This window comes from Streptomyces sp. NPDC005878 (assembly GCF_040629815.1).
GTDB lineage: Bacteria > Actinomycetota > Actinomycetes > Streptomycetales > Streptomycetaceae > Streptomyces.
Genome location: NZ_JBEXWK010000026.1, coordinates 25,607 through 44,645, shown reverse-complemented (window position 1 = coordinate 44,645; position 19,039 = coordinate 25,607). Strand labels below are relative to the sequence as shown.

At 73.2% G+C, this 19,039-nt stretch carries 17 protein-coding genes; 11 read left to right on the top strand and 6 right to left on the bottom strand.

What is annotated here, in order from left to right:
• Positions 1 to 50: 50 nt before the first annotated feature.
• Complete coding sequence (locus ABZ404_RS29655; RefSeq protein WP_358833785.1) at positions 51 to 2,075, top strand: ABC transporter permease; 2,025 nt, start codon at positions 51 to 53, stop codon at positions 2,073 to 2,075.
• A gap of 132 nt (positions 2,076 to 2,207) precedes the next feature.
• Positions 2,208 to 2,738: a GNAT family N-acetyltransferase gene (locus ABZ404_RS29650; protein ID WP_358833784.1), complete on the top strand. Its 531-nt coding sequence runs from the start codon at positions 2,208 to 2,210 to the stop codon at positions 2,736 to 2,738.
• A 138-nt stretch (positions 2,739 to 2,876) separates the two neighbouring features.
• Here ABZ404_RS29650 and ABZ404_RS29645 read toward each other — a convergent pair whose 3' ends face one another.
• Positions 2,877 to 3,338, bottom strand: coding sequence for a GNAT family N-acetyltransferase (locus ABZ404_RS29645; protein ID WP_358833783.1), 462 nt, complete (start codon positions 3,336 to 3,338; stop codon positions 2,877 to 2,879).
• 196 nt (positions 3,339 to 3,534) lie between these two features.
• Between ABZ404_RS29645 and ABZ404_RS29640 the strand changes: the two genes are divergently transcribed.
• The 3 genes from ABZ404_RS29640 (at position 3,535) to ABZ404_RS29630 (ending at position 6,300) form a co-directional block, all read left to right on the top strand.
• Positions 3,535 to 4,362 (top strand): metallophosphoesterase, encoded by an 828-nt coding sequence (locus ABZ404_RS29640; protein WP_358833782.1) that lies wholly within the window; start codon positions 3,535 to 3,537, stop codon positions 4,360 to 4,362.
• Between the two features lie 226 nt (positions 4,363 to 4,588).
• Positions 4,589 to 5,428, top strand: coding sequence for an NAD(P)H-binding protein (locus ABZ404_RS29635; protein ID WP_358833781.1), 840 nt, complete (start codon positions 4,589 to 4,591; stop codon positions 5,426 to 5,428).
• A gap of 125 nt (positions 5,429 to 5,553) precedes the next feature.
• Positions 5,554 to 6,300 (top strand): Mut7-C RNAse domain-containing protein, encoded by a 747-nt coding sequence (locus ABZ404_RS29630; protein WP_358833780.1) that lies wholly within the window; start codon positions 5,554 to 5,556, stop codon positions 6,298 to 6,300.
• A gap of 117 nt (positions 6,301 to 6,417) precedes the next feature.
• Here the strand turns inward: ABZ404_RS29630 and ABZ404_RS29625 are convergent, their stop codons facing one another.
• Together ABZ404_RS29625 and ABZ404_RS29620 are read right to left on the bottom strand one after the other, a co-directional pair.
• Positions 6,418 to 6,897, bottom strand: a complete 480-nt coding sequence (locus ABZ404_RS29625) for a MarR family transcriptional regulator (RefSeq protein ID WP_358833779.1) — start codon at positions 6,895 to 6,897, stop codon at positions 6,418 to 6,420.
• 98 nt (positions 6,898 to 6,995) lie between these two features.
• Complete coding sequence (locus ABZ404_RS29620; protein WP_358833778.1) at positions 6,996 to 7,574, bottom strand: TetR family transcriptional regulator; 579 nt, start codon at positions 7,572 to 7,574, stop codon at positions 6,996 to 6,998.
• Between the two features lie 101 nt (positions 7,575 to 7,675).
• Between ABZ404_RS29620 and ABZ404_RS29615 the strand changes: the two genes are divergently transcribed.
• Positions 7,676 to 9,328: an FAD-dependent monooxygenase gene (locus tag ABZ404_RS29615; RefSeq protein ID WP_358833777.1), complete on the top strand. Its 1,653-nt coding sequence runs from the start codon at positions 7,676 to 7,678 to the stop codon at positions 9,326 to 9,328.
• Between the two features lie 187 nt (positions 9,329 to 9,515).
• Here ABZ404_RS29615 and ABZ404_RS29610 read toward each other — a convergent pair whose 3' ends face one another.
• Complete coding sequence (locus tag ABZ404_RS29610; protein ID WP_358833776.1) at positions 9,516 to 10,295, bottom strand: hypothetical protein; 780 nt, start codon at positions 10,293 to 10,295, stop codon at positions 9,516 to 9,518.
• A 67-nt stretch (positions 10,296 to 10,362) separates the two neighbouring features.
• On the opposite strand from ABZ404_RS29610, the gene ABZ404_RS29605 reads away from it, so the two are divergent.
• Both ABZ404_RS29605 and ABZ404_RS29600 read left to right on the top strand, forming a co-directional pair.
• Positions 10,363 to 10,698: a YnfA family protein gene (locus ABZ404_RS29605; protein ID WP_358833775.1), complete on the top strand. Its 336-nt coding sequence runs from the start codon at positions 10,363 to 10,365 to the stop codon at positions 10,696 to 10,698.
• 204 nt (positions 10,699 to 10,902) lie between these two features.
• Positions 10,903 to 11,667, top strand: a complete 765-nt coding sequence (locus tag ABZ404_RS29600) for an SDR family NAD(P)-dependent oxidoreductase (RefSeq protein WP_358833774.1) — start codon at positions 10,903 to 10,905, stop codon at positions 11,665 to 11,667.
• Between the two features lie 130 nt (positions 11,668 to 11,797).
• Here the strand turns inward: ABZ404_RS29600 and ABZ404_RS29595 are convergent, their stop codons facing one another.
• Positions 11,798 to 12,991 (bottom strand): RtcB family protein, encoded by a 1,194-nt coding sequence (locus tag ABZ404_RS29595; RefSeq protein ID WP_358833773.1) that lies wholly within the window; start codon positions 12,989 to 12,991, stop codon positions 11,798 to 11,800.
• A 262-nt stretch (positions 12,992 to 13,253) separates the two neighbouring features.
• Between ABZ404_RS29595 and ABZ404_RS29590 the strand changes: the two genes are divergently transcribed.
• The 3 genes from ABZ404_RS29590 (at position 13,254) to ABZ404_RS29580 (ending at position 16,647) form a co-directional block, all read left to right on the top strand.
• A complete protein-coding gene (locus tag ABZ404_RS29590) occupies positions 13,254 to 14,237 on the top strand; it encodes a DUF3558 domain-containing protein (RefSeq protein ID WP_358833772.1) in 984 nt (327 codons plus the stop codon).
• Positions 14,238 to 14,322: 85 nt separating this feature from the next.
• On the top strand, positions 14,323 to 15,075 hold the full coding sequence (locus ABZ404_RS29585; RefSeq protein ID WP_358833771.1) for a DUF3558 family protein: 753 nt from the start codon (positions 14,323 to 14,325) through the stop codon (positions 15,073 to 15,075).
• Positions 15,076 to 15,297: 222 nt separating this feature from the next.
• Positions 15,298 to 16,647, top strand: coding sequence for a DUF2637 domain-containing protein (locus ABZ404_RS29580; RefSeq protein WP_358833770.1), 1,350 nt, complete (start codon positions 15,298 to 15,300; stop codon positions 16,645 to 16,647).
• A 488-nt stretch (positions 16,648 to 17,135) separates the two neighbouring features.
• Here ABZ404_RS29580 and lysS read toward each other — a convergent pair whose 3' ends face one another.
• On the bottom strand, positions 17,136 to 18,878 hold the full coding sequence (gene lysS, locus ABZ404_RS29575) for a lysine--tRNA ligase (protein ID WP_358833769.1): 1,743 nt from the start codon (positions 18,876 to 18,878) through the stop codon (positions 17,136 to 17,138).
• Between the last annotated feature and the right edge of the window lie 161 nt (positions 18,879 to 19,039).

Genomic DNA, 19,039 nt, shown 5'->3' with positions numbered 1-19,039 from the left:
CCCCGCACCACCCCCGGCCCCGCCCCCGAACCCAGGAATCCGCCATCGCCATGAAGAGCAGCAGCCGGCCGCACCGCTGGAGCAGAGGCGCCCGCCCCGGCGGGCTGCGCGCCCCCGTGACGCTCCTGGTGCCCGCGCTGCTCGCCGTGGCGTTCCTGCTGCTGCCGCTCGTCGGCGTCCTGGCCCGTACCTCCTGGAGCGACCTCGGTACGCATCTGGGCAGCCCGGGCGTCACCGAGGCGCTGCGGCTGTCGCTGCTCGTCTCGTTCTGGGCGCTCGGCCTGTCCCTCGTGCTCGGGGTGCCGCTCGCGTGGCTCCTCGCGCGCGTGGACTTCCCCGGCAAGTCGCTGGTGCGCTCGCTGGTGCTGCTGCCGATGGTGCTGCCGCCGACCGTCGGCGGGGTGGCGCTGCTGCTCTCCTTCGGGCGGCGCGGGCTGCTCGGGCCATGGCTGGAGGACACGTTCGGCATCACGCTGCCCTTCCACACCTCCGGCGCGGTGGTGGCCGCCACCTTCGTGGCCATGCCGTTCCTCGTCATCAGCCTGGAGGGCGCGCTCGTCGGCCTCCGCCCCGGCTACGAGGAGACGGCGGCCTCGCTCGGCGCCTCCCCGTTCCGGGTCTTCCTCACCGTCACCCTGCCGATGGTCGCGCCCGGTCTGGCGGCCGGAGCCGCGCTGACGTGGGCGCGCGCGCTGGGCGAGTTCGGCGCCACGATCACCTTCGCGGGCAACCTCCCCGGCACCACCCAGACCCTGCCCCTCCAGGTGTATCTGCTGCTCCAGAACTCCCCCGAGGCCGCGACCTCCGTCTCCCTGCTGCTCCTCGCGATCGCGATGGCGGTACTGGTCGCGCTGCGGGGCCGCTGGACGGGCGGGGGGACCCGTTCCGGGGCCGTCCGTTCCGTCGGCGTCCCCTCCGCTTCCGTGCCTCCCGCCTCCGTACGGAGTGGCGACGGGGACCGGGCGGATGCTGACCCCTACGCGTACGAGCCCGAGCAGCCCGTGACCGCCGCCGCCCCCGCGTCCCCGGGCCCCTCGGCGACGTGGCCGCTGCACGCCGAGATCACCGGGTTCACCGCGCTGACCCTGGACGCCGCGCCCGGCACCACCATCGCCGTCGTCGGCGAGAACGGCGCGGGCAAGACCACCCTCCTGCGCGCCCTGCTCGGCCTGACGCCACGCGCGCGTGCCGCACTGCGCCTGGGCGACCAGGACGTCACCGGCCTCCCCCCGCACCGGCGCGGGGTCGCCTGGGTGCCGCAGGACGGGGCGCTGTTCCCGCACCTGACGGCCCTCGCCAACACGGCGTACGGGCTGCGCGCCCAGGGCGTCGCGCGCGCCGAGGCCCGGCGGCAGGCGCAGGCGTGGCTCGACCGGCTCGGTGTGGGCCGCCTCGCCCACCGCAGGCCGGGCCAGCTCTCCGGGGGCCAGGCCCAGCGGGTCGCGTTGGCCCGCGCACTAGCGGCCCGGCCCCGCCTGCTCCTGCTCGACGAGCCGCTCGCGGCCCTCGACCAGACGACCCGCGCCCACGTCCGGCACACCCTGCGCACCCATCTCGACGGCTTCGGCGGGGTCTGTCTGATCGTCACCCACGATCCGGTCGAGGCGGTGTCGTTGGCGGACCGCGTCCTCGTCCTGGAGGCCGGCCGCGCCCTCCAGGACGCGCCGCCCGCCGAGGTGACCCGCCATCCCCGCTCGCCGTGGGTGGCACGGATGCTGGGCCGCAACGCCTGGCCGGGCGAGGCCGGGGCGGACGGTCTCACGCTGCCCGGCGGCGGCCGGATCGTGGCGGCCGAGCAGCTGCCCGCCGGCAGCCGCGCGTTGGCGATCATCGCTCCGGAGTCGGTCTCGGTCCACCGCGACCGGCCGAGCGGCAGCCCCCGCAACACCTGGCCCGGCACGGTCCGCGAGATCACCGCGTCCGGCAGCCGGCTGCGCGTCCTGATCGGCTCGCCGGAGGCCCCCGACCTGGTCGCGGAGATCACCCCGCAGGCGGCGGCCGAGCTGCGGCTGGCGGAGGGCGTGGCGGTCTGGTCGAGCGTGAAGGCGACCGAGGTCACCCTCGTCCCGCTCTAGCCCGCGGACGGCAGGGCCCCGGCCCGGCTCAGCGGCGGTGTCAGTGGCCGCCCCTGGACAGGCCGCCTGCCCCCGGGCCCCAGGACAAGGCACCCCCGACCCCCTGTCGGACCCACCACCTACAGTCGTTTCATGGACACCCCCCTCTCCCCCATCACCCTCACCCCCTGGTCCCCCGACGACCTCCCCCTCCTCCACCACTCCAACTCCCCCGCCATGACCGCCCACACCGGCGGCCCGGAGGACGAGGAGAAGCTGACGGCCCGCCAGCAGCGGTACGTCGCGCTCAGCGCGCGCGACGCCACCGAGGGCCGCATGTTCCGGATCTCGCTCAAGGAGAGCGGCGAGGCGGTCGGGTCCATCGGCTACTGGCCGCGCGCGTGGCAGGGCAAGGAGGTCTACGAGACGGGGTACGGGATCCTGCCCGAGTTCCAGGGGCGCGGGCTCGCCCTGGCCGCCCTGGTGGCCGTGGCCCAGGCCGCCCGCGAGGCCGGCGGCCCGAGGGAGCTGCACGCGTACCCCTCCGTCGACAACGCCGCCTCGAACGGCGTCCTGCGCAGGGCGGGCTTCCATCTCCTGGGGGAGGTCGAGTTCGAGTACCCGCCGGGCCACCTGATGAGGTCCCAGGACTGGTGCCTGGACCTGGCGGCGCCCCGCGCGTAGAACGACGCCCCGGGCGTACTGCGACACCGCGCGCGTAACGCGTAAAGCGACGCCGCGCGCGTAAGCCACTCCGCGCGCGTGAAGCGGCGCCCCGTGCACGGAGCAGCGCCGCGCGCACGGAGCAGCGCCGCGCGTCCCTCAGCCCAGCTTCTTGTCGAAGTTGAACGCCGTGACCGCCATCCGCTCCCGGAAGTAGAAGCGGTGCGCGTCCGTCCGGTGCGTCCCGGAGTCCAGGTTCAGGGACGTGCAGCCGGCGGCGCGCGCGATCGCCTCCAGATGGGCGAGGAGCGCGTGGCCGACCCCCTGTGAGCGCGCCGCCTCGGCCGTCACGAGGTCGTCCACGTACAGCTTGCGCACCGCGACCGTGGTGGCGACGATCCGCCATCCGGCCGCGCCCACGCACACCCCGCCCTCGCTCCTGCCCTTGTCCTCGCCGTTCGCCGGGGAGTACGCGGCGGAGAAGCGCAGCCCCTGCCCGTACCCCTCGGCGTAGATCTCGCGGAACAGGTCCTCCGTGAGGTGCGGGCGCAGTTCACGCAGGACCGGCAGCAGGTCGTCCGTCAGGCGCGGATCGCCGGGCTCAAGGTCGATGATCTCCATCAGGGCACTGTAGGCACCCCGGCTGCCCGGGCGGCCGACGCCGCCCGGGGCGCCCGCACGGAGTCGTCGGCGACCGGGCCACGCACCCATGATCGGCTCTTGTCCCCGCCGCCCGGCACGTCCTAGAGTCCTAGCGGCCTCAGGGGATCCGTACGCACAGCCAAGAGTCGAACACCGGCCAGTCCAGGGGGATTCCGTGCTGCTTGCCCAGATCAGCGATCTGCATCTCGACGGGGGCGCGCGAGCCGCGGAGCGCGCCGCGCGGGTCGTCACGTACATCAACGCGATGGCACGCCGTCCGGACGCCGTCCTCGTCACCGGCGACATCGCGGACCACGGCACCGCGGCCGAGTACGCCGAGGCGGCCGAGCTGCTCGCCCGTATCGAAGCGCCGGTCCTGACCTGCCCCGGCAACCACGACGACCGCGCCGCGTACCGCAAGGGCCTGCTCGACCTGCCGGGCGGACCGGGCGGCACGACCCAGGACCCGTACGCGCCGGTCAACCGTCTGCACCGGGTGGGCGGTTACGCGATCCTGATGTGCGACTCGACGATCCCCGGCGAGGACGGGGGCGTCCTGGAGGACACCACCCTGGAGTGGATCGCCCGGACGCTCGACGGGCTCGGCGACACCCCGGCGCTGATCGCCTTCCACCACCCGCCGACCGTGATCCACCACGAGTACCTGGACTCGATCAACCTCGGCAACGCGGACCGGCTGGCCGAGCTCCTGGCGGGGCACACCCGAGCCCACGACGACGCGCCCGCCACACCTGCCGCGCCCCCCGTCCCCGCCCTCCTCGTCGGCCACGCCCACACCTCCGGCGCGACCACCTTCGCCGGGCTGCCCCTGCTCATCGCGCCGGGTGTGACGTCGACCCTGCGGATGCCGTGGGAGGCCGGCGAAGGGCTGGTCAACATCGTCTCGCCGCCCGGCGTCGCCTTCCACTTCCTCGACGAGGACCGACGGATCATGACGCACTTCCGGGTCGTGGAGCACCCGGACGACCACCACACCGCGTAGACGGCCACGAAGGGCCCACCGGAACGCACTTGACCGGTGGGCCTTCTTCACGGATATTTATCTGCGTAGCGCAGAGATTGCGGGACGCAGCTCATCCCATGGCGTCCGCCCTCCGCCGTCACGGACCACCCCGCCCCGCAGGGCCTCCCCACCCCACCCCACCCCGCAAGGCCTCCCCACCCCTCACCACACGGCCTCCCCACCAGCGCCCTCGAAGGAGAACCCCATGACCGTCCTCGTCACCGGCAGCCGCGGCACCGTCGGCTCCGCCCTCGTCTCCCTCCTCCACGCCGCCGGCACCCCCGTGCGCGCCGCCTCCGCCGCCCCCGAAAAGCTCGATCTGCCCCCGGACATCGCGACCGTACGACTCGATCTCGACGACCCCGCCACCTTCCGGGCCGCACTCGCCGGGGCCACCCAGGTCTTCCTCTACGCCAACCCCGCCCACATCGACGCCTTCCTGGAGGAGGCCAGGGCCGCCGGAGTCGAGCACATCGTGCTGCTCTCCTCCAGCTCCGTGCTGTACGCGGGCGCGCGGGACAACCCGATCGCGCTCCGCCACCTCGCCGTCGAACAGGCGCTGAAGGCCTCGGGCATCGACGCCACGCTGCTGCGGCCGGGCGCCTTCGCGGGGAACGCGATGGGCTGGGCCTGGTCGGTCAAGGCCACCGGCACCGTCGCCCTCCCCTACCCCGGCACCCAGGCCAGCCCCATCCACGAGGCGGACGTGGCCGACGCCGCCCACGCGGTGCTCGCCGAGCCCCGGCTGCGCGGCGCCGCGTACCACCTGACCGGCCCGGACTCCCTCAGCGCCGCCGAACAGATCGCCCTGATCTCCACCGCGACCGGCCGCGAGATCACCGTCGGGACGGTGAGTCCCGAGGCGTGGAAGGAGTCGATGGCCGCATACATGGACGGCGCCGTCGCCGACGCGCTGCTCGCCTACTTCGCCGCCCACGACGGGCGCCCCGACACCGTCACGCGCGGCGTCGAGGAGCTGACGGCCCGCCCGGCCCGTACGTTCGCGAGCTGGGCGGAGGAGAACGCCGAGGCGTTCCGGCCGTAGAGCGGGGGGCCACGCCGAGGGACATGTGGGGCTGAACCCGGGACCAAGAGGCTCGGGCAGCCCGGCCCCGCCCGGCCCGGCCAAATACGTGGCTCCGGCCCTCCCCCCGATGGCATCCTGACCTCGTGAACGGACCGGAGATCCACTGTCGATTCGCCGCCGAGCTGCACCTCTTCGTCCCGGCGCCGCGCCGCGCCGGGCGTACGGCCGTGGTCACGGACGGCTCCTCCACGCTCGGCCACGTCGTGGAGTCGCTCGGCGTCCCGCTGACCGAGGTCGGACGGCTGCTCGTGGACGGCCACGAGGCGCCGGTCTCCCACGTCCCGCGCGCGGGCGAGAGCGTCGAGGTGTGCGCCGTCGACCGCCCCCAGCAGGTGTCCGGCGCCCCGCTCCGCTTCCTCCTCGACGTCCATCTCGGCACGCTGGCCCGCCGGTTGCGGCTCCTCGGCGTCGACGCGGCGTACGAGAGCGAGGACATCGGCGACCCCGCGCTCGCCACGCTCTCCGCGACCGAACAGCGGGTGCTGCTCTCCCGGGACCGGGGGCTGCTGCGGCGCCGCGAACTGTGGGCCGGCGCGTACGTCTACAGCCACCGCCCCGAGGACCAACTCCGCGACGTACTGGAGCGGTTCGCTCCCGTACTCGCCCCGTGGACCCGCTGCACCGCCTGCAACGCGCCCCTGCGGGAAGCGGACAAGGACTCCGTGCGCGAACTCCTGGAGCACGGCACGCGCAGCGCGTACGACGCCTTCGCGCAGTGCACGGCGTGCGAGCGCGTGTACTGGCGCGGCGCCCACCACGCCCGGCTGGAGGCGATCGTCGAGGAGGCGATGGCGGAGTTCGGCGGGGCGGCGACGACCCCCGGCCCCTGACACCCGCCGGACGTCCGGTCAGGCGCCCGGCCGGACGTCGAGTCCAGTCCAGTCCCGTCCAGTCCCGTCCAGTCCCGTCCCGTTCGTTCCGTCAGAGAGCTTGTGGCGTACGGCCGTTCAGAGACGGCCGCCCCGGAGCCGCTCGATCTGCGCCCCGGAGAGCTCGACCGTCCGCCGCATATGGGCGATGAGCAGCCGGATCTCGCTGTCCTGGTACGCGTCGAACATCTCGAACCACGCGCCGTTCAGCTTGCCCCACACCGCCCCGAACTCCGCCATCCGCTCGGGCACCGCCTCGACCAGCACCTTGCGCCGGTCCTCGGTGTCGCGGCGCCGCGTGACGTATCCGGCCCGCTCCAGCCGGTCGACGAGCCGGGTGGCCGAACCGGTGGTCAGCCCGGTCAGCTCCGCGATCCGCCCCGTGGTGACGGGCCCGGGCTCCAGACCCAGCAGGTTGAGGCACTGGAGATCGGTGGGGTGCAGGCCCAGATGGTCCGCGAGAGCCTGGTTGAACAGGGCGTACGAGGCCATGTATCGGCGTGACGCGACACCGAGCTCGGCCATGAGGCGGGCCCGGTCCTCGTTCTTCTGCGGCATGCAGCAATTGTACGACGCAGAGGCGTCGCCCCGGAGGGCCTGTAGGCGCCGGGTTCACGGGATGGCTCGCGCGCGGGGGCGCGGGCCGCGGCGCGGCGTCAGGGCGTCTCGGCCGTGAGGTAGCGCTGCACGGTGGGCGCCAGCCAGGCGATCACCTCCTCCCGGGTCATCTCCACGGCGGGCGGGAACTTCAGCACGTACCGCGCGAGCGCCATTCCGAGAATCTGCGAGGCGACCAGCGCGGCGCGGCGGGGCGCGGCGGCGGGGTCGGGGCAGAGGCCGACCGCGATCGGTCCCAGCTGCTCGGCGAGGACGGACCGCAGCCGCTCGGCCCCGGCGGCGTTGGTGACGCCGACGCGCAGCATGGCGGTCAGCACGTCGTCGCCCTCCCACCGGTCGAGGAAGTGGGTGACGAGCACGGCGCCGATGTGCTTGCCGGGCAGTGCGCCCAGGTCCGGGAAGCGCAGGTCGAGTTCGGAGGCGGCGGCGAACAGGCCCTCCTTGTTCCCGTAGTAGCGCATCACCATCGACGGGTCGATGCCCGCGTCACGGGCTATGGCGCGGATGGTGGCGCGCTCGTAGCCGTCCGCCGCGAAGCGCTCGCGGGCGGCTTCGAGGATCGCGGCCTTGGTGGCGTCGGAGCGGCGGGGTCCGGCGGCGGGGGCGTCGGTCGTCATGCCAACAACTGTAGGCCAACAGGTGTTGACACGCCAGACCCGGCGGCCCTACATTTGCCAACAAGCGTTGACCAACAAGCGTTGGCATCGAGGAGGTCGCCATGAACAGCACCACCGACACCGGCTCCGGCTCCGGCTCCGGCTCCGGCTCCGGCTCCGCCGAGATCACCCGCACCGCCGATGTCCTCGTCGTGGGCGCGGGCCCGACCGGGCTGCTGCTCTCGGGGGACCTCGCGGCGGCGGGCCTGCGCGTGACTGTCGTGGACCGCCGCCCGCGAGGTACGAGCACGATGACGCGCGCCTTCGGCGTCCACGCCCGCACCCTGGAGCTGCTCGACGCCCGCGGCCTGGCGGACGAACTGGTCGCCACCGGCACGACGGTCGGGACGATGAGCCTGTTCCGCCGCCTCTCCCTGGACCTGAACCGGCTGCGCTCACGCTTCCCGTACCTCCTGGTAACCCCGCAGTACGAGGTGGAGCGCCTCCTCGAACGCCGGGCGCGCGAGGCCGGGGTGGACTTCCGCCACGGGACGGAGCTGCGCGGCCTGCGACAGGACGAGCACGGGGTCACCGCCCACGTCGGGCCGGTCGGCACGGGGGACGAAACGGGGACGGGGGCCGGGGCGGGAGCGGGAGCGGGGGCCGAGGAGGGAGCGGGCGGCACCGGGCCGGACCTCACCCTGCGCGCCCGCTACCTCGTCGGCGCCGACGGCGTCCGCAGCGCGGTGCGCCACGCCCTCGGCCTGCCCTTCCCCGGCACCTCGGTCATCCGCTCCATCGTGCTGGCCGATGTGAAGCTCGCCGAGAAGCCGAGCGGATCGCTCAGCGTGGCGGGCTCGGACGAGGCGTTCGCCTTCGTCGTCCCCTTCGGCGACGGCTATTACCGGGTGATGGGGTGGAACCGGAAGCACCAGGTCCCCGACAGCGCCCCGATAGGCCTCGAGGACGTCCGCGAGATCACCCGCCAGGCCCTCGGTACGGATCTGGGCATGCACGACGCCCGATGGCTCTCCCGCTTCCACAGCGACGAACGCCAGGTCCCCCGGTACCGGACGGGCCGCGTCTTCCTCGCGGGCGACGCCGCACACGTCCACTCGCCCGCGGGCGGACAGGGCCTCAACACCGGCATCCAGGACGCCGCCAACCTCTCCTGGAAGCTCGCCCGCGTATTGCGCGGCGACGCCCCCGACCCCGAGGCGGTGCTCGACAGCTACCACGAGGAGCGGCACCCGGTCGGCGCGGCGGTGCTGCGCACCAGCGGCGCGATCGTCCGCCTCGCCATGGCCCACACCCCCGTCCAGCACGCGGCCCGTTCCCTCGTGACCCGCCTCCTGAACGCGGTCCGCCCCGCACGGGACAAGGCCATGGGGCGGATCAGCGGCATCGGGATCGCCTACCCGGCGGGGCCCGGCGCCCACCGCCTCACGGGGACGCGCGTCCCGGACCTGGCGCTGACGGAGGCCCGACTGTACGAGCTGCTGCGCGAGGGCGAGTTCGTGCTGGTGACGCCCGAGGACGCGCGGGGAGCGAAGACGTTCGCGGACGCGCGGGGAGCGAAGACGCTCGCGGCGGATCCGGCGCCCGCGCGACGGCTCATACGGGCGCACTGGCGCGGCGACCGCCGCACCACGCTCCTGGTCCGCCCCGACGGCTACGTGGCCTGGGCGGACGAGAACCCGTCCCCGGCCGCGCTCGCCGAGGCGCTGTACCGCTGGACGGGCGAGCGGGAGCCGGTGGGGGCACGCCAGGCGTAACCGGTGCGCCGGGCGCGAGGGCACGCCGCGGGGCCGCTGACGGCGCGCCGGGCGTAACCAGTACGCCGACGCGACGGCCCGCCCGAGCCACGTCCCGCCCGCGCCACGGCACGCCATGAGTCGAACGCGGAGCCCCGCCCGTGAGGCGGACGCGGCGCCCGCCCGTGAGGCGGACGCGGAGCCCTGTTCAGTACGCGTACTTGTCCCCGGTGGCGGGTGCCAGGACCCGGTGGGTGTTGTTGCCCGGGTTGCGGTCGCCCACCCCGCCGCTCCAGGAGGTGTTGATGTTCACCACGACCTCGGCCGGACTGCCCGCGATCCGCAGGTCCAGCGCGATCGGCCGCCCCGCCCCGGCCGCCCGCATCGCACCCGTGGAGCACAGCACCGTCTCCGTACTGCCGCGCAGACACCCCGGCGGCAGCGGCTCGGCGCCGGCGAGCGGCGAGGAGAACCGCAGCCGGAGCGTGGCGTCCGGGACGGCGGTCGGCCCGTGGTTCGACGGCTCGACCCAGACGCCGACGCGCCCGGACCAGAGGGAGATGTGCCCGTGGTACGAGATATCGGCCTCGGCACCGGACGCGGCCGGGGCGACGGCGCCCGGGTCCAGAGCGGCCGGAGCCGCCGATCCCGCCGAGCCCGGAGATCCCGGCGAGCCCGGTGAACTCGTCGATCCCGCCGCCCCGCCTGGAGCCGAGGAGCCGGGAGTGGCCCGCGCGGCCACCGACCCCGTGGCCACCCCCGAACCCGCCGCAACCCTCGGGCCGGTGGGCGCGACCCCGGCGCCCGGGCGGGCCACGGGATCGCCCACGCCTCCCTGGGCCACCCCGCCATGCGCCACTCCCGCCGACAGCGACAGCCCGCACACGGCCGCCACCAGCAAGGCGCCGCCCCCCGCCGACACCCCACCGAACCCGCGGGGCATACCGAACCCGCCGAACCGCTTGAACCCCCTACGCATCGCAGCCATGACCGGAAGATACCTTTAGCGGCTTATGTTCCCGGGTTGCCACCCCGAGGCGTGCGACGCTGTCCGCATGCTCGTCGCCCGCTCCGTACTCCTGTTCCTCCTCGCCGCCCTCCTTGAGATCGGCGGAGCCTGGCTCGTCTGGCAAGGCGTCAAGGAACACCGGGGCTGGCTCTGGATCGGCGCGGGGGTCCTCGCGCTCGGCGTGTACGGCTTCGTGGCGACGCTCCAGCCGGACGCCGAGTTCGGACGGGTGCTGGCCGCGTACGGCGGGGTGTTCGTCGCGGGCTCCCTGGCCTGGGGCGCGGTCGCCGACGGCTACCGGCCGGACCGCTGGGACATCATCGGCGCGCTGGTCTGCCTGGCCGGGATGGCGGTCATCATGTACGCCCCGCGCGGCCGCTGAGACCGAGCGAACGGCCACCAGGACGACCTGCCGGACAACCCACGCGACCCACGCGACACCCGCGCCACGGCCCGCGCCACGGCCACCGCCACGGCCGACGCGGCAGCACGCCCGGCCGTCCGCCGCCCGGGCCCCGGCACCCGGCCCCGCACCCCGTCCCGCCTATCCTGACCGCATTCCGATCATTCGCGCGAGGAGTACGCCATGACCGCCACCGGGACCCCCATCGCCGTCGTCACGGGCGCGAGCAGCGGTATCGGCGCCGCCACCGCGCGGCAGCTCGCCGCCGCCGGCTACCGCGTGGTGCTCACCGCGCGCCGCAAGGACCGCATCGAGGCGCTGGCCGCCGAGATCAACGAGGCCGGCCACCAGGCCACGGCGTACGCCCTCGACGTCACCGACCGCGCGGCCGTCGACGCCTTCGCGGGCGCCTTCCGCACCATCGGCGTCCTCGTCAACAACGCGGGCGGCGCACTCGGCGCCGACCCCGTCGCCACCGGCGACCCGGCCGACTGGCGCCAGATGTACGAGACGAACGTCATCGGCACGCTCAACGTCACCCAGGCCCTGCTCCCCGCCCTCGACGCGTCCGGCGACGGCACGGTGGTCGTCCTGTCCTCCACCGCCGGCCACGGCACGTACGAGGGCGGCGCGGGCTATGTCGCCGCGAAGAACGGCGCCCGGGTCATCGCCGAGACCCTGCGCCTGGAGATCGTGGGCCGCCCGGTCCGGGTGATCGAGATCGCGCCCGGGATGGTGAAGACGGAGGAGTTCGCCACGACCCGCTTCGGCGGTGACACCGAGAAGGCGGCGAAGGTCTACGCGGGCGTGGCCGAGCCCCTGACGGCCGACGACGTGGCGGAGACGATCACCTGGGCGGTCACCCGCCCGCCGCACGTCAACATCGACCTCCTGGTGGTCCGCCCCCGCGCCCAGGCCTCCAACACGAAGGTCCACCGCGAGCTGTAGCCCGCGAGGTCAGGGCCGAGGGGCCAGGGGCCGAGGGACGGTCAGGCGGGTCAGGCGGGTCAGGCGGGTCGAGAGGTGGGCGCCGCCCGACCCGCCGCTGCCCCTGCCCTGCCCTGCCCCCGGGCACCCTTCAGCCCTTCACGCAGACGACCTGCTTCAGCTTCGCCACGACCTCCACGAGGTCCCGCTGCTGGTCGATGACCTGTTCGATCGGCTTGTAGGCGGCCGGGATCTCGTCCACGACGCCGGAGTCCTTGCGGCACTCCACGCCCCGTGTCTGCTCTTCCAGGTCCTTGGCGGTGAAACGGCGCTTCGCCGCGTTACGGCTCATGCGCCGACCCGCTCCGTGCGAAGCCGAATTGAAGGCCAGCTCGTTGCCCAGCCCCTTCACGATGTAGGAACTCGTCCCCATGGAGCCAGGAATGATCCCGTACTCGCCGGCGCCCGCGCGGATCGCGCCCTTGCGGGTGACCAGTAGGTCCATGCCCTCGTACCGCTCCTCCGCCACGTAGTTGTGGTGGCAGGAGATCTCCGGCTCGAAGGTCGGCTTGGCCTTCCTGAATTCCTTGCGCACCACATCCATCAGGAGCGCCATCATGATCGCGCGGTTGTACTTCGCGTACTCCTGGGCCCAGAAGAGATCGTTGCGGTAGGCCGCCATCTGCGGGGTCTGGCTCACGAAGACCGCGAGGTCGCGATCGACCAGGCCCTGGTTGTGCGCGAGCGTCTGCGCCACACCGATGTGGTGCTCCGCCAGCTCCTTGCCGATGTTCCGCGATCCGGAGTGCAGCGTGAGCCACACCGACCCCTCTGAATCGAGCAGGATTTCGACATAGTGGTTGCCCGAGCCAAGCGTTCCCATCTGCTTGACCGCCCGCTCCTCCCGGAACTTCACCGCGTCCGCCACGCCTCCGAACCGGCGCCAGAAGTCGTCCCAGCCCGCCGTGGCGAAGCCATGGAGGCGGGTGGGGTCCACCGCGTCGTCGTGCATCGCGCGGCCGACCGGGATCGCCGCCTCGACCTTGGAGCGCAGGCGGGAGAGGTCGCCCGGGAGGTCGTTCGCGGTCAGGGACGTCTTGACCGCGGACATCCCGCAGCCGATGTCGACGCCGACCGCGGCCGGGCAGACCGCCCCGTGCATCGCGATGACCGAGCCGACCGTCGCACCCTTGCCGTAGTGGACGTCCGGCATCACGGCCAGACCCTTGATCCAGGGCAGCGTGGCGGTGTTGCGCAGCTGCTGCATCGCGCCCTGGTCGACCGCCGCCGGGTCCGCCCACATCCGGATCGGGACCTGCGCGCCCGGTACCTCTACGTACGACATGATTCCTCGTTCCCCCGAGTCTCCCGTATCTCCCGTGTCTCGCGTGACTCCCGTGTCTCCACAGGCACCCACGTTGAGCGATTTGACCGGTTTCCCCGAAACATCTCTTTGCGCCATCATGCGCCTGGTGCGCAAAAACCGTCGCCAAAGACCACAAACAGGACAGTGGACCGGCGTTCACGGCAGCGCGTGCGATAGACATTGTGTCCAGCCGCCGCACTGCGGCGGCAAACGCTTTTCTCCCGAAAGGAGCCTGGGAACCGTGCAGCGAAAGGCGTACGTGCCCGGTGTGGCGCTCCTCGTGGCGCTGGTCGCGGGCTGCTCCTCGGGCTCCGGCACCGACGGCACCACCACGGACTCCAAGGCGGGCGTGCCCAAGGCGGCCGCCGCGCCGCCGGGGCGCTACCGCACGCTGCCCGAACCGTGCCGGGCCGTGAACAAGAGCCTCCTGAAGGACATGCTGCCGGGCGCCGCCGAGCTGCCGGACGATCTGCGGGCGAAGGCGTACGCCGGGGCGGCGGAGCTCACGTACGACACGGACCGGCGGGTGGGCTGCCGCTGGAAGGACGAGGCGTCCGAAGGGGTGCACCGGCTGTACGTCGACTTCGAGCGGGTCGTGTCGTACGACCCGGCCGTCAGCGACGACGACCGCGCGAAGGCCGTCTACGGGAAGAAGGAGTCGGCCGCCAAGCTCACCGGCCCGAGGGACGGCGGCAGGGACGCCGGCCGTCCCGGCGGCGCCGGCGGCAGCACGAGCCCCGGGTCCGGTTCCAGTTCCGGTTCCGGTTCCGGTTCCGGTGCCGGCAAGCCGCAGACCAAGCCGGGGGCGACGCCGGGAGGGAACACACCGGGAGGAACCGCGCCGGGGAGCCCTTCGGCCAAGCCCTCCACCCAGCCCTCCGCCGGGCTGCGCGTCCAGAACCAGGCCGCCTCCCCCGCCACCCCGCCGGCCTCGTCCGGCCCGTCGGCCTCCGCCACCCCGCCCGCCTCCACCCCCGCCGGGCTCCAGCCGCGTATCCTCACCGGGCTCGGCGACGCCGCGTATCTGGACGACGCGCTGACGGCGAGCGGGTCGGCCGTCCAGCGCCGTACCGTCACCGTCGTCTTCCGTACGTCCAATGTGATCGTGACTGTCGAGTACACGGAACAGCCCACCGGCTCGAACGCCGACCTCCCCGACAGCCAGGAACTCCAGGAGAAGACCCAGGCCCTGGCCGCCAAGCTCGCCGAGCTCTTCGGCGAGTGAGCCGCAGGGCCGCCCGAGCGGCCCCGACATGCGAACAGCCAGCAGCGACCAGCCAGCAGCGACCAGCGAAGGAACGCGTAGAACCATGCACCGACCCGCCCCCGCCACCGCCCCGCGCACGCGGCTCGCCCGTGTGCTCGCCTGCGCCGCCGTCCCCGTGATGCTCGTCGCCGTCGGCTGCTCCTCGGACTCCGGCGACGGGAAGAAGAAGGACGCGGGGGCCTCGTCCTCGGCGGCGACGCCGAGCGGCAAGCAGTCCGCGTCGCCGTCGGTGGCCCCGGCCAAGTACGCCAAGCTGCCCGACCCGTGCAAGGCACTGTCGGAAAAGACCATCGACAACCTGGTGCCGAAGGCGAAGTCGAAGTCGGGCACGGCGGGCAAGTCGACGGATGCGACCTCGCAGGGCACCTGCTCGTGGAACGGCCTGGACGACAAGGGCGTGAAGGGCTCGCAGTACCGCTGGCTGGACGTCTCCTTCAAGCGGTACGGCTCGGACGCGGCGATCGGCAGCGGCGACCAGCGCGCGGCGAAGGAGTACGCCCGGCTGCTGGCCTCGACGAAGGCGACGGACGGCGCCAAGAACGTGAAGGCCGCGCCGGTCAGCGGTATCGGCGACGAGGCGACGGCCGTCAGCTACGACCTGCACAAGACCGACGAGGACTTCAAGTACGCGGTGGTCGTGGTGCGGACGGCGAACGTGGCGGTCGTGCTCGACTACAACGGCGCGGGCTACCAGGGCGCGGACGCGCCGGACGCCGATGATCTGATGAAGGACGCGCAGAGCGCGGCCAAGGAGGCGGTGGCGTCGGTCGCCACCGCCAACGGCGCGGGCCGGTAACGACCGCCGGTGGAAACTGCCGATGGCAACCGCCGGTGAAACTGCTGGCGGAAACCGCCGGTAACAACCGTTGGTAGGGACTGCCAGGAGCGACCGCCAGAGCGGAAGCGGCCGGTAACGAGCCGGGCTCGATACGGAGTCCTGCCCTCCCCTGTGGGTGGGACTCCGTATCCATGTGCCAGGCTTTGCGCGCCGGTTGTCGACAACGGAGGGGGATCGCGGGTGGCCGCGACGGAGCTGACGCGCACGCATCGCATACTCATCGGGGTGGTGGTCGCGGGTGCGGTGGTCATTGCCGGGATCGGGTTCGCGGGTTCTTACGCGGCGGTGCGCGCCCTCGCGGAGAAGAAAGGTTTCGGGAACTTCTCCCTCGTCTTCCCGATCGGCATCGACGCGGGGATCTGTGTACTCCTCGCGCTCGACCTGCTGCTGACCTGGATCCGCATCCCGTTCCCGCTGCTGCGGCAGACGGCGTGGCTGCTCACCGCCGCCACGATCGCCTTCAACGGCGCCGCCGCCTGGCCCGACCCGCTCGGCGTCGGGATGCACGCGGTGATCCCGGTGCTGTTCGTCGTCGCCGTCGAGGCGGCCCGCCACGCGGTCGGGCGGATCGCGGACATCACCGCCGACAAGCACATGGAGGGCGTGCGCCTCACGCGCTGGCTGCTCTCGCCCGTACCGACGTTCCGTCTGTGGCGCCGGATGAAGCTGTGGGAGCTGCGCTCGTACGAGCAGGTCATCAAGCTGGAGCAGGACCGGCTCGTCTACCGTGCCCGGCTCCAGGCACGGTACGGCCGCGGGTGGCGCCGCAAGGCGCCCGTGGAGTCGCTGATGCCGCTGCGGCTCGCCCGCTTCGGCGTCCCGCTGGCCGAGACGGGACCTGCGGGGCTCGCCGCCGCCGGGATCGAGCCGACGCTGCTGCCGACGGCGCCGCCGGTGACGCCGGTGGTGAGCGCGACGCCGCAGCCGGTCGAGCTGCCTGCGGGCCCGCAGGGCCCGGCCCCGGCCCCGGCCCAGAGCCAGGTACCGGCTCAGGCACGGGCCCAGGCCCAGGCCCAGGGCGGGCCCGCGCCCGGGCCGCAGCAGGGGTACGCCCCGGAGCAGCAGGCCCAGCCCGCTTCGGGTGCGGCTCCGGCTCCGGCTCCGGAAGAGGTCGTTCCGGAAGAGGTCGTTCCGGTGGAGAGCCCCTGGTTCGCGGCGCAGCAGCTGTCCCAGGAGGCGTACGAGGGCACGTACGACCCCCAGTACGTCGAGGGTCTGGAGCCCACCCCGGTGATGGTCCCGGCGGGTCCGGGCCGTACCCGGCCGCTGGGCAGCGCGCCGGAGCAGCAGGCGCCGGTGTACGCGGAGGAGGCGACGCCGGAGGACGTGGCGTTCGCGGACATGGCGTACAAGGTCTTCGTCGAGTACGTGAACGAGCGCAGCGACTATCCGACGGTCGAGGCGCTGGAGATACACCTCGCGGACGGGCAGGGCGTGTCGCACCCGCGCGGGGCGGGGCTGCTGCGGCGGCTGATGCCGGAGTTCAAGCAGCGCTACCACGCGGAGCTGGAGGCGGACCACATCGCGTAGGGCTCCGCCGGGGGCGGTTGTTTCGCGTGGGCCGGTGGCGGACTGGCCGCGCAGTTCCCCGCGCCCCTGGAGGGCCTGACTTCACCTGCGGGCCGGTGGCGGGTTGCTCGCGCAGTTCCCCGCGCCCCTTATCGGGCCTGACCTCACCTGCGGGCCGGTGGCGGGCTCGCCGCGCAGTTCCCCGCGCCCCTTATCGGGCCTGACCTCACCTGCGGGCCGGTGGGGGCTGATCGCGCAGTTCCCCGCGCCCCTAGGTACTGCGCCGCAGCCAGAGAATCAGCTCAGCCACGAAGCTTTTAGGGGCGCGGGGAACTGCGCGACCAGCCCACCACCCACCCGCAGACAAAAACCGGCCCGATAAGGGGCGCGGGGAACTGCGCAGCCGGCCCACCACCGGCCCGCAGACAAAGACCGGGCCAATAAGGGGGGCCCCACGCCACGCCAAAAGGGGCCCAGGGCGAAAGCCCCGGGCCCCCTCGGCGTGGCGGCTACGCCGCCAGGAGTTTGCGGACTCGGTCCGCGCCCACGGCGAGCAGCAGCGTGGGCAGACGCGGGCCCGTGTCACGCCCCACCAGCAGGTGGTACAGGAGCGCGAAGAACGTCCGCTGAGCCGTCTTGATCTCCGGCGGCAGCTCCTTGGGCGTGGCGTCCGCCGAGAACCCGGCCTGGACCTTCGGCACGCCGTAGACCAGGTGGGTCAGACCGTCGAGCGACCAGTGGTCGTCGAGGCCGTCCACGAGCAGGCGCAGCGACTCGCGGGCCTGGTCGTCGAGCGTGGCGAGCAGCTCGGTGTCGGGCTCCTCGCGCACCACGGTCCGCTGGTCGGCGGGGACCTGGGTGTTGATCCAGGCCTCGGCCCGGTCGAGCCGGGGGCGCACCTCGTCCAGGGAGGACAGCGGGTTCGCCGGGTCCAGGTCGCTCAGGATGCGCAGGGTCTGCTCGTCGTGGCCGGCGGTGATGTCGGCGACCGAGGCGAGCGTGCGGTACGCCATGGGGCGCGGGGTGCGCGGCAGTTCACCGGCGGCGGTGCGGGCGGCGCGCGCGTGGGCCGCGGCGTCGGCGGGCAGCGCGCTGCCGTCGGCGACCTTGGCCTCCAGCTTGTCCCACTCGTCGTAGAGCCGCTGGATCTCCTGGTCGAAGGCGATCTTGAAGGACTGGTTGGGCCTGCGGCGCGCGTACAGCCAGCGCAGCAGTTGCGGCTCCATGATCTTCAGCGCGTCACCGGGGGTCGGCACGCCGCCCTTGGACGAGGACATCTTGGCCATGCCGCTGATGCCGACGAACGCGTACATCGGGCCGATCGGCTGCTCGCCGCCGAAGATCGACACGATCTGGCCGCCGACCTGGAACGAGGAGCCCGGGGACGAGTGGTCGACGCCGGACGGCTCGAAGATCACGCCCTCGTACGCCCAGCGCATCGGCCAGTCGACCTTCCAGACCAGCTTGCCGCGGTTGAACTCGCTCAGCCGGACCGTCTCGGAGAAGCCGCACGCCGAGCAGGTGTAGGTGAGCTCGGTGGTGTCGTCGTCGTAGGCCGAGACGACCGTGAGGTCCTTGTTGCAGCCGCCGCAGTAGGGCTTGTACGGGAAGTAGCCGGCGGAGCCGGTGCCGTCGTCCTCGGCGGCGGCGCCGGAGCCCTCGGCGGCCTCCAGCTCGGCCTCGTCCACCGGCTTCTGGCCCTGCTGCTTCTTGGCGGGCGCCTTCTTGGTGCGGTACTGCTCCAGGATGGCGTCGATGTCGCCGCGGTGGCGCATCGCGTGCAGGACCTGCTCGCGGTAGGCGCCCGAGGTGTACTGCTCGGTCTGGCTGATCCCGTCGTACTCGACGCCGAGGTCGGCCAGGGCCTCGGTCATCGCGGCCTTGAAGTGCTCGGCCCAGTTCGGGTACGCCGAGCCGGCCGGGGCCGGGACCGAGGTGAGCGGGCGGCCGATGTGCTCGGCCCACGACTCGTCGACCCCGGGGACGCCGCCCGGCACCTTGCGGTACCGGTCGTAGTCGTCCCAGGAGATCAGGTGGCGCACCTCGTACCCGCGCCGGCGGATCTCGTCCGCGACCAGGTGCGGGGTCATGACCTCGCGGAGGTTGCCCAGGTGGATGGGGCCGGACGGGGACAGGCCGGACGCGACGACGACCGGTTTGCCAGGCGCACGACGCTCCGAGTCGGCAATGACCTCGTCCGCGAAACGGGAGACCCAGTCGGTCTCGGTGCTGCTCTGAGCCACGGTCGGCACGTCCTTCTTTCTCGTACGCCTTGAAGGGCTTGGCCCGCCCATTGTCCCAGACGGAACCACCCCCTCCGGGGTTGCGCGTATTCCCGGAGAAGCGGGAGACGCTCCCATGGGAGAATCCCCCTGTACACATCCCGTCCGCAAACCCTTTCGCGGGCGGCCGA

Bases quoted from the DNA above. Each gene is read 5' to 3' on its own strand.
- ABZ404_RS29625 (WP_358833779.1), bottom strand. From the start codon at position 6,897: ATGCCGCAGAAGAACGAGGACCGGGCCCGCCTCATGGCCGAGCTCGGT.
- ABZ404_RS29595 (WP_358833773.1), bottom strand. From the start codon at position 12,991: ATGTCGTACGTAGAGGTACCGGGCGCGCAGGTCCCGATCCGGATGTGG.
- ABZ404_RS29635 (WP_358833781.1), top strand. From the start codon at position 4,589: ATGACCGTCCTCGTCACCGGCAGCCGCGGCACCGTCGGCTCCGCCCTC.
- ABZ404_RS29605 (WP_358833775.1), top strand. From the start codon at position 10,363: ATGCTCGTCGCCCGCTCCGTACTCCTGTTCCTCCTCGCCGCCCTCCTT.
- ABZ404_RS29645 (WP_358833783.1), bottom strand. From the start codon at position 3,338: ATGGAGATCATCGACCTTGAGCCCGGCGATCCGCGCCTGACGGACGAC.
- ABZ404_RS29655 (WP_358833785.1), top strand. From the start codon at position 51: ATGAAGAGCAGCAGCCGGCCGCACCGCTGGAGCAGAGGCGCCCGCCCC.
- ABZ404_RS29650 (WP_358833784.1), top strand. From the start codon at position 2,208: ATGGACACCCCCCTCTCCCCCATCACCCTCACCCCCTGGTCCCCCGAC.
- ABZ404_RS29600 (WP_358833774.1), top strand. From the start codon at position 10,903: ATGACCGCCACCGGGACCCCCATCGCCGTCGTCACGGGCGCGAGCAGC.
- ABZ404_RS29620 (WP_358833778.1), bottom strand. From the start codon at position 7,574: ATGACGACCGACGCCCCCGCCGCCGGACCCCGCCGCTCCGACGCCACC.
- ABZ404_RS29585 (WP_358833771.1), top strand. From the start codon at position 14,323: ATGCACCGACCCGCCCCCGCCACCGCCCCGCGCACGCGGCTCGCCCGT.
- ABZ404_RS29615 (WP_358833777.1), top strand. From the start codon at position 7,676: ATGAACAGCACCACCGACACCGGCTCCGGCTCCGGCTCCGGCTCCGGC.
- ABZ404_RS29610 (WP_358833776.1), bottom strand. From the start codon at position 10,295: ATGGCTGCGATGCGTAGGGGGTTCAAGCGGTTCGGCGGGTTCGGTATG.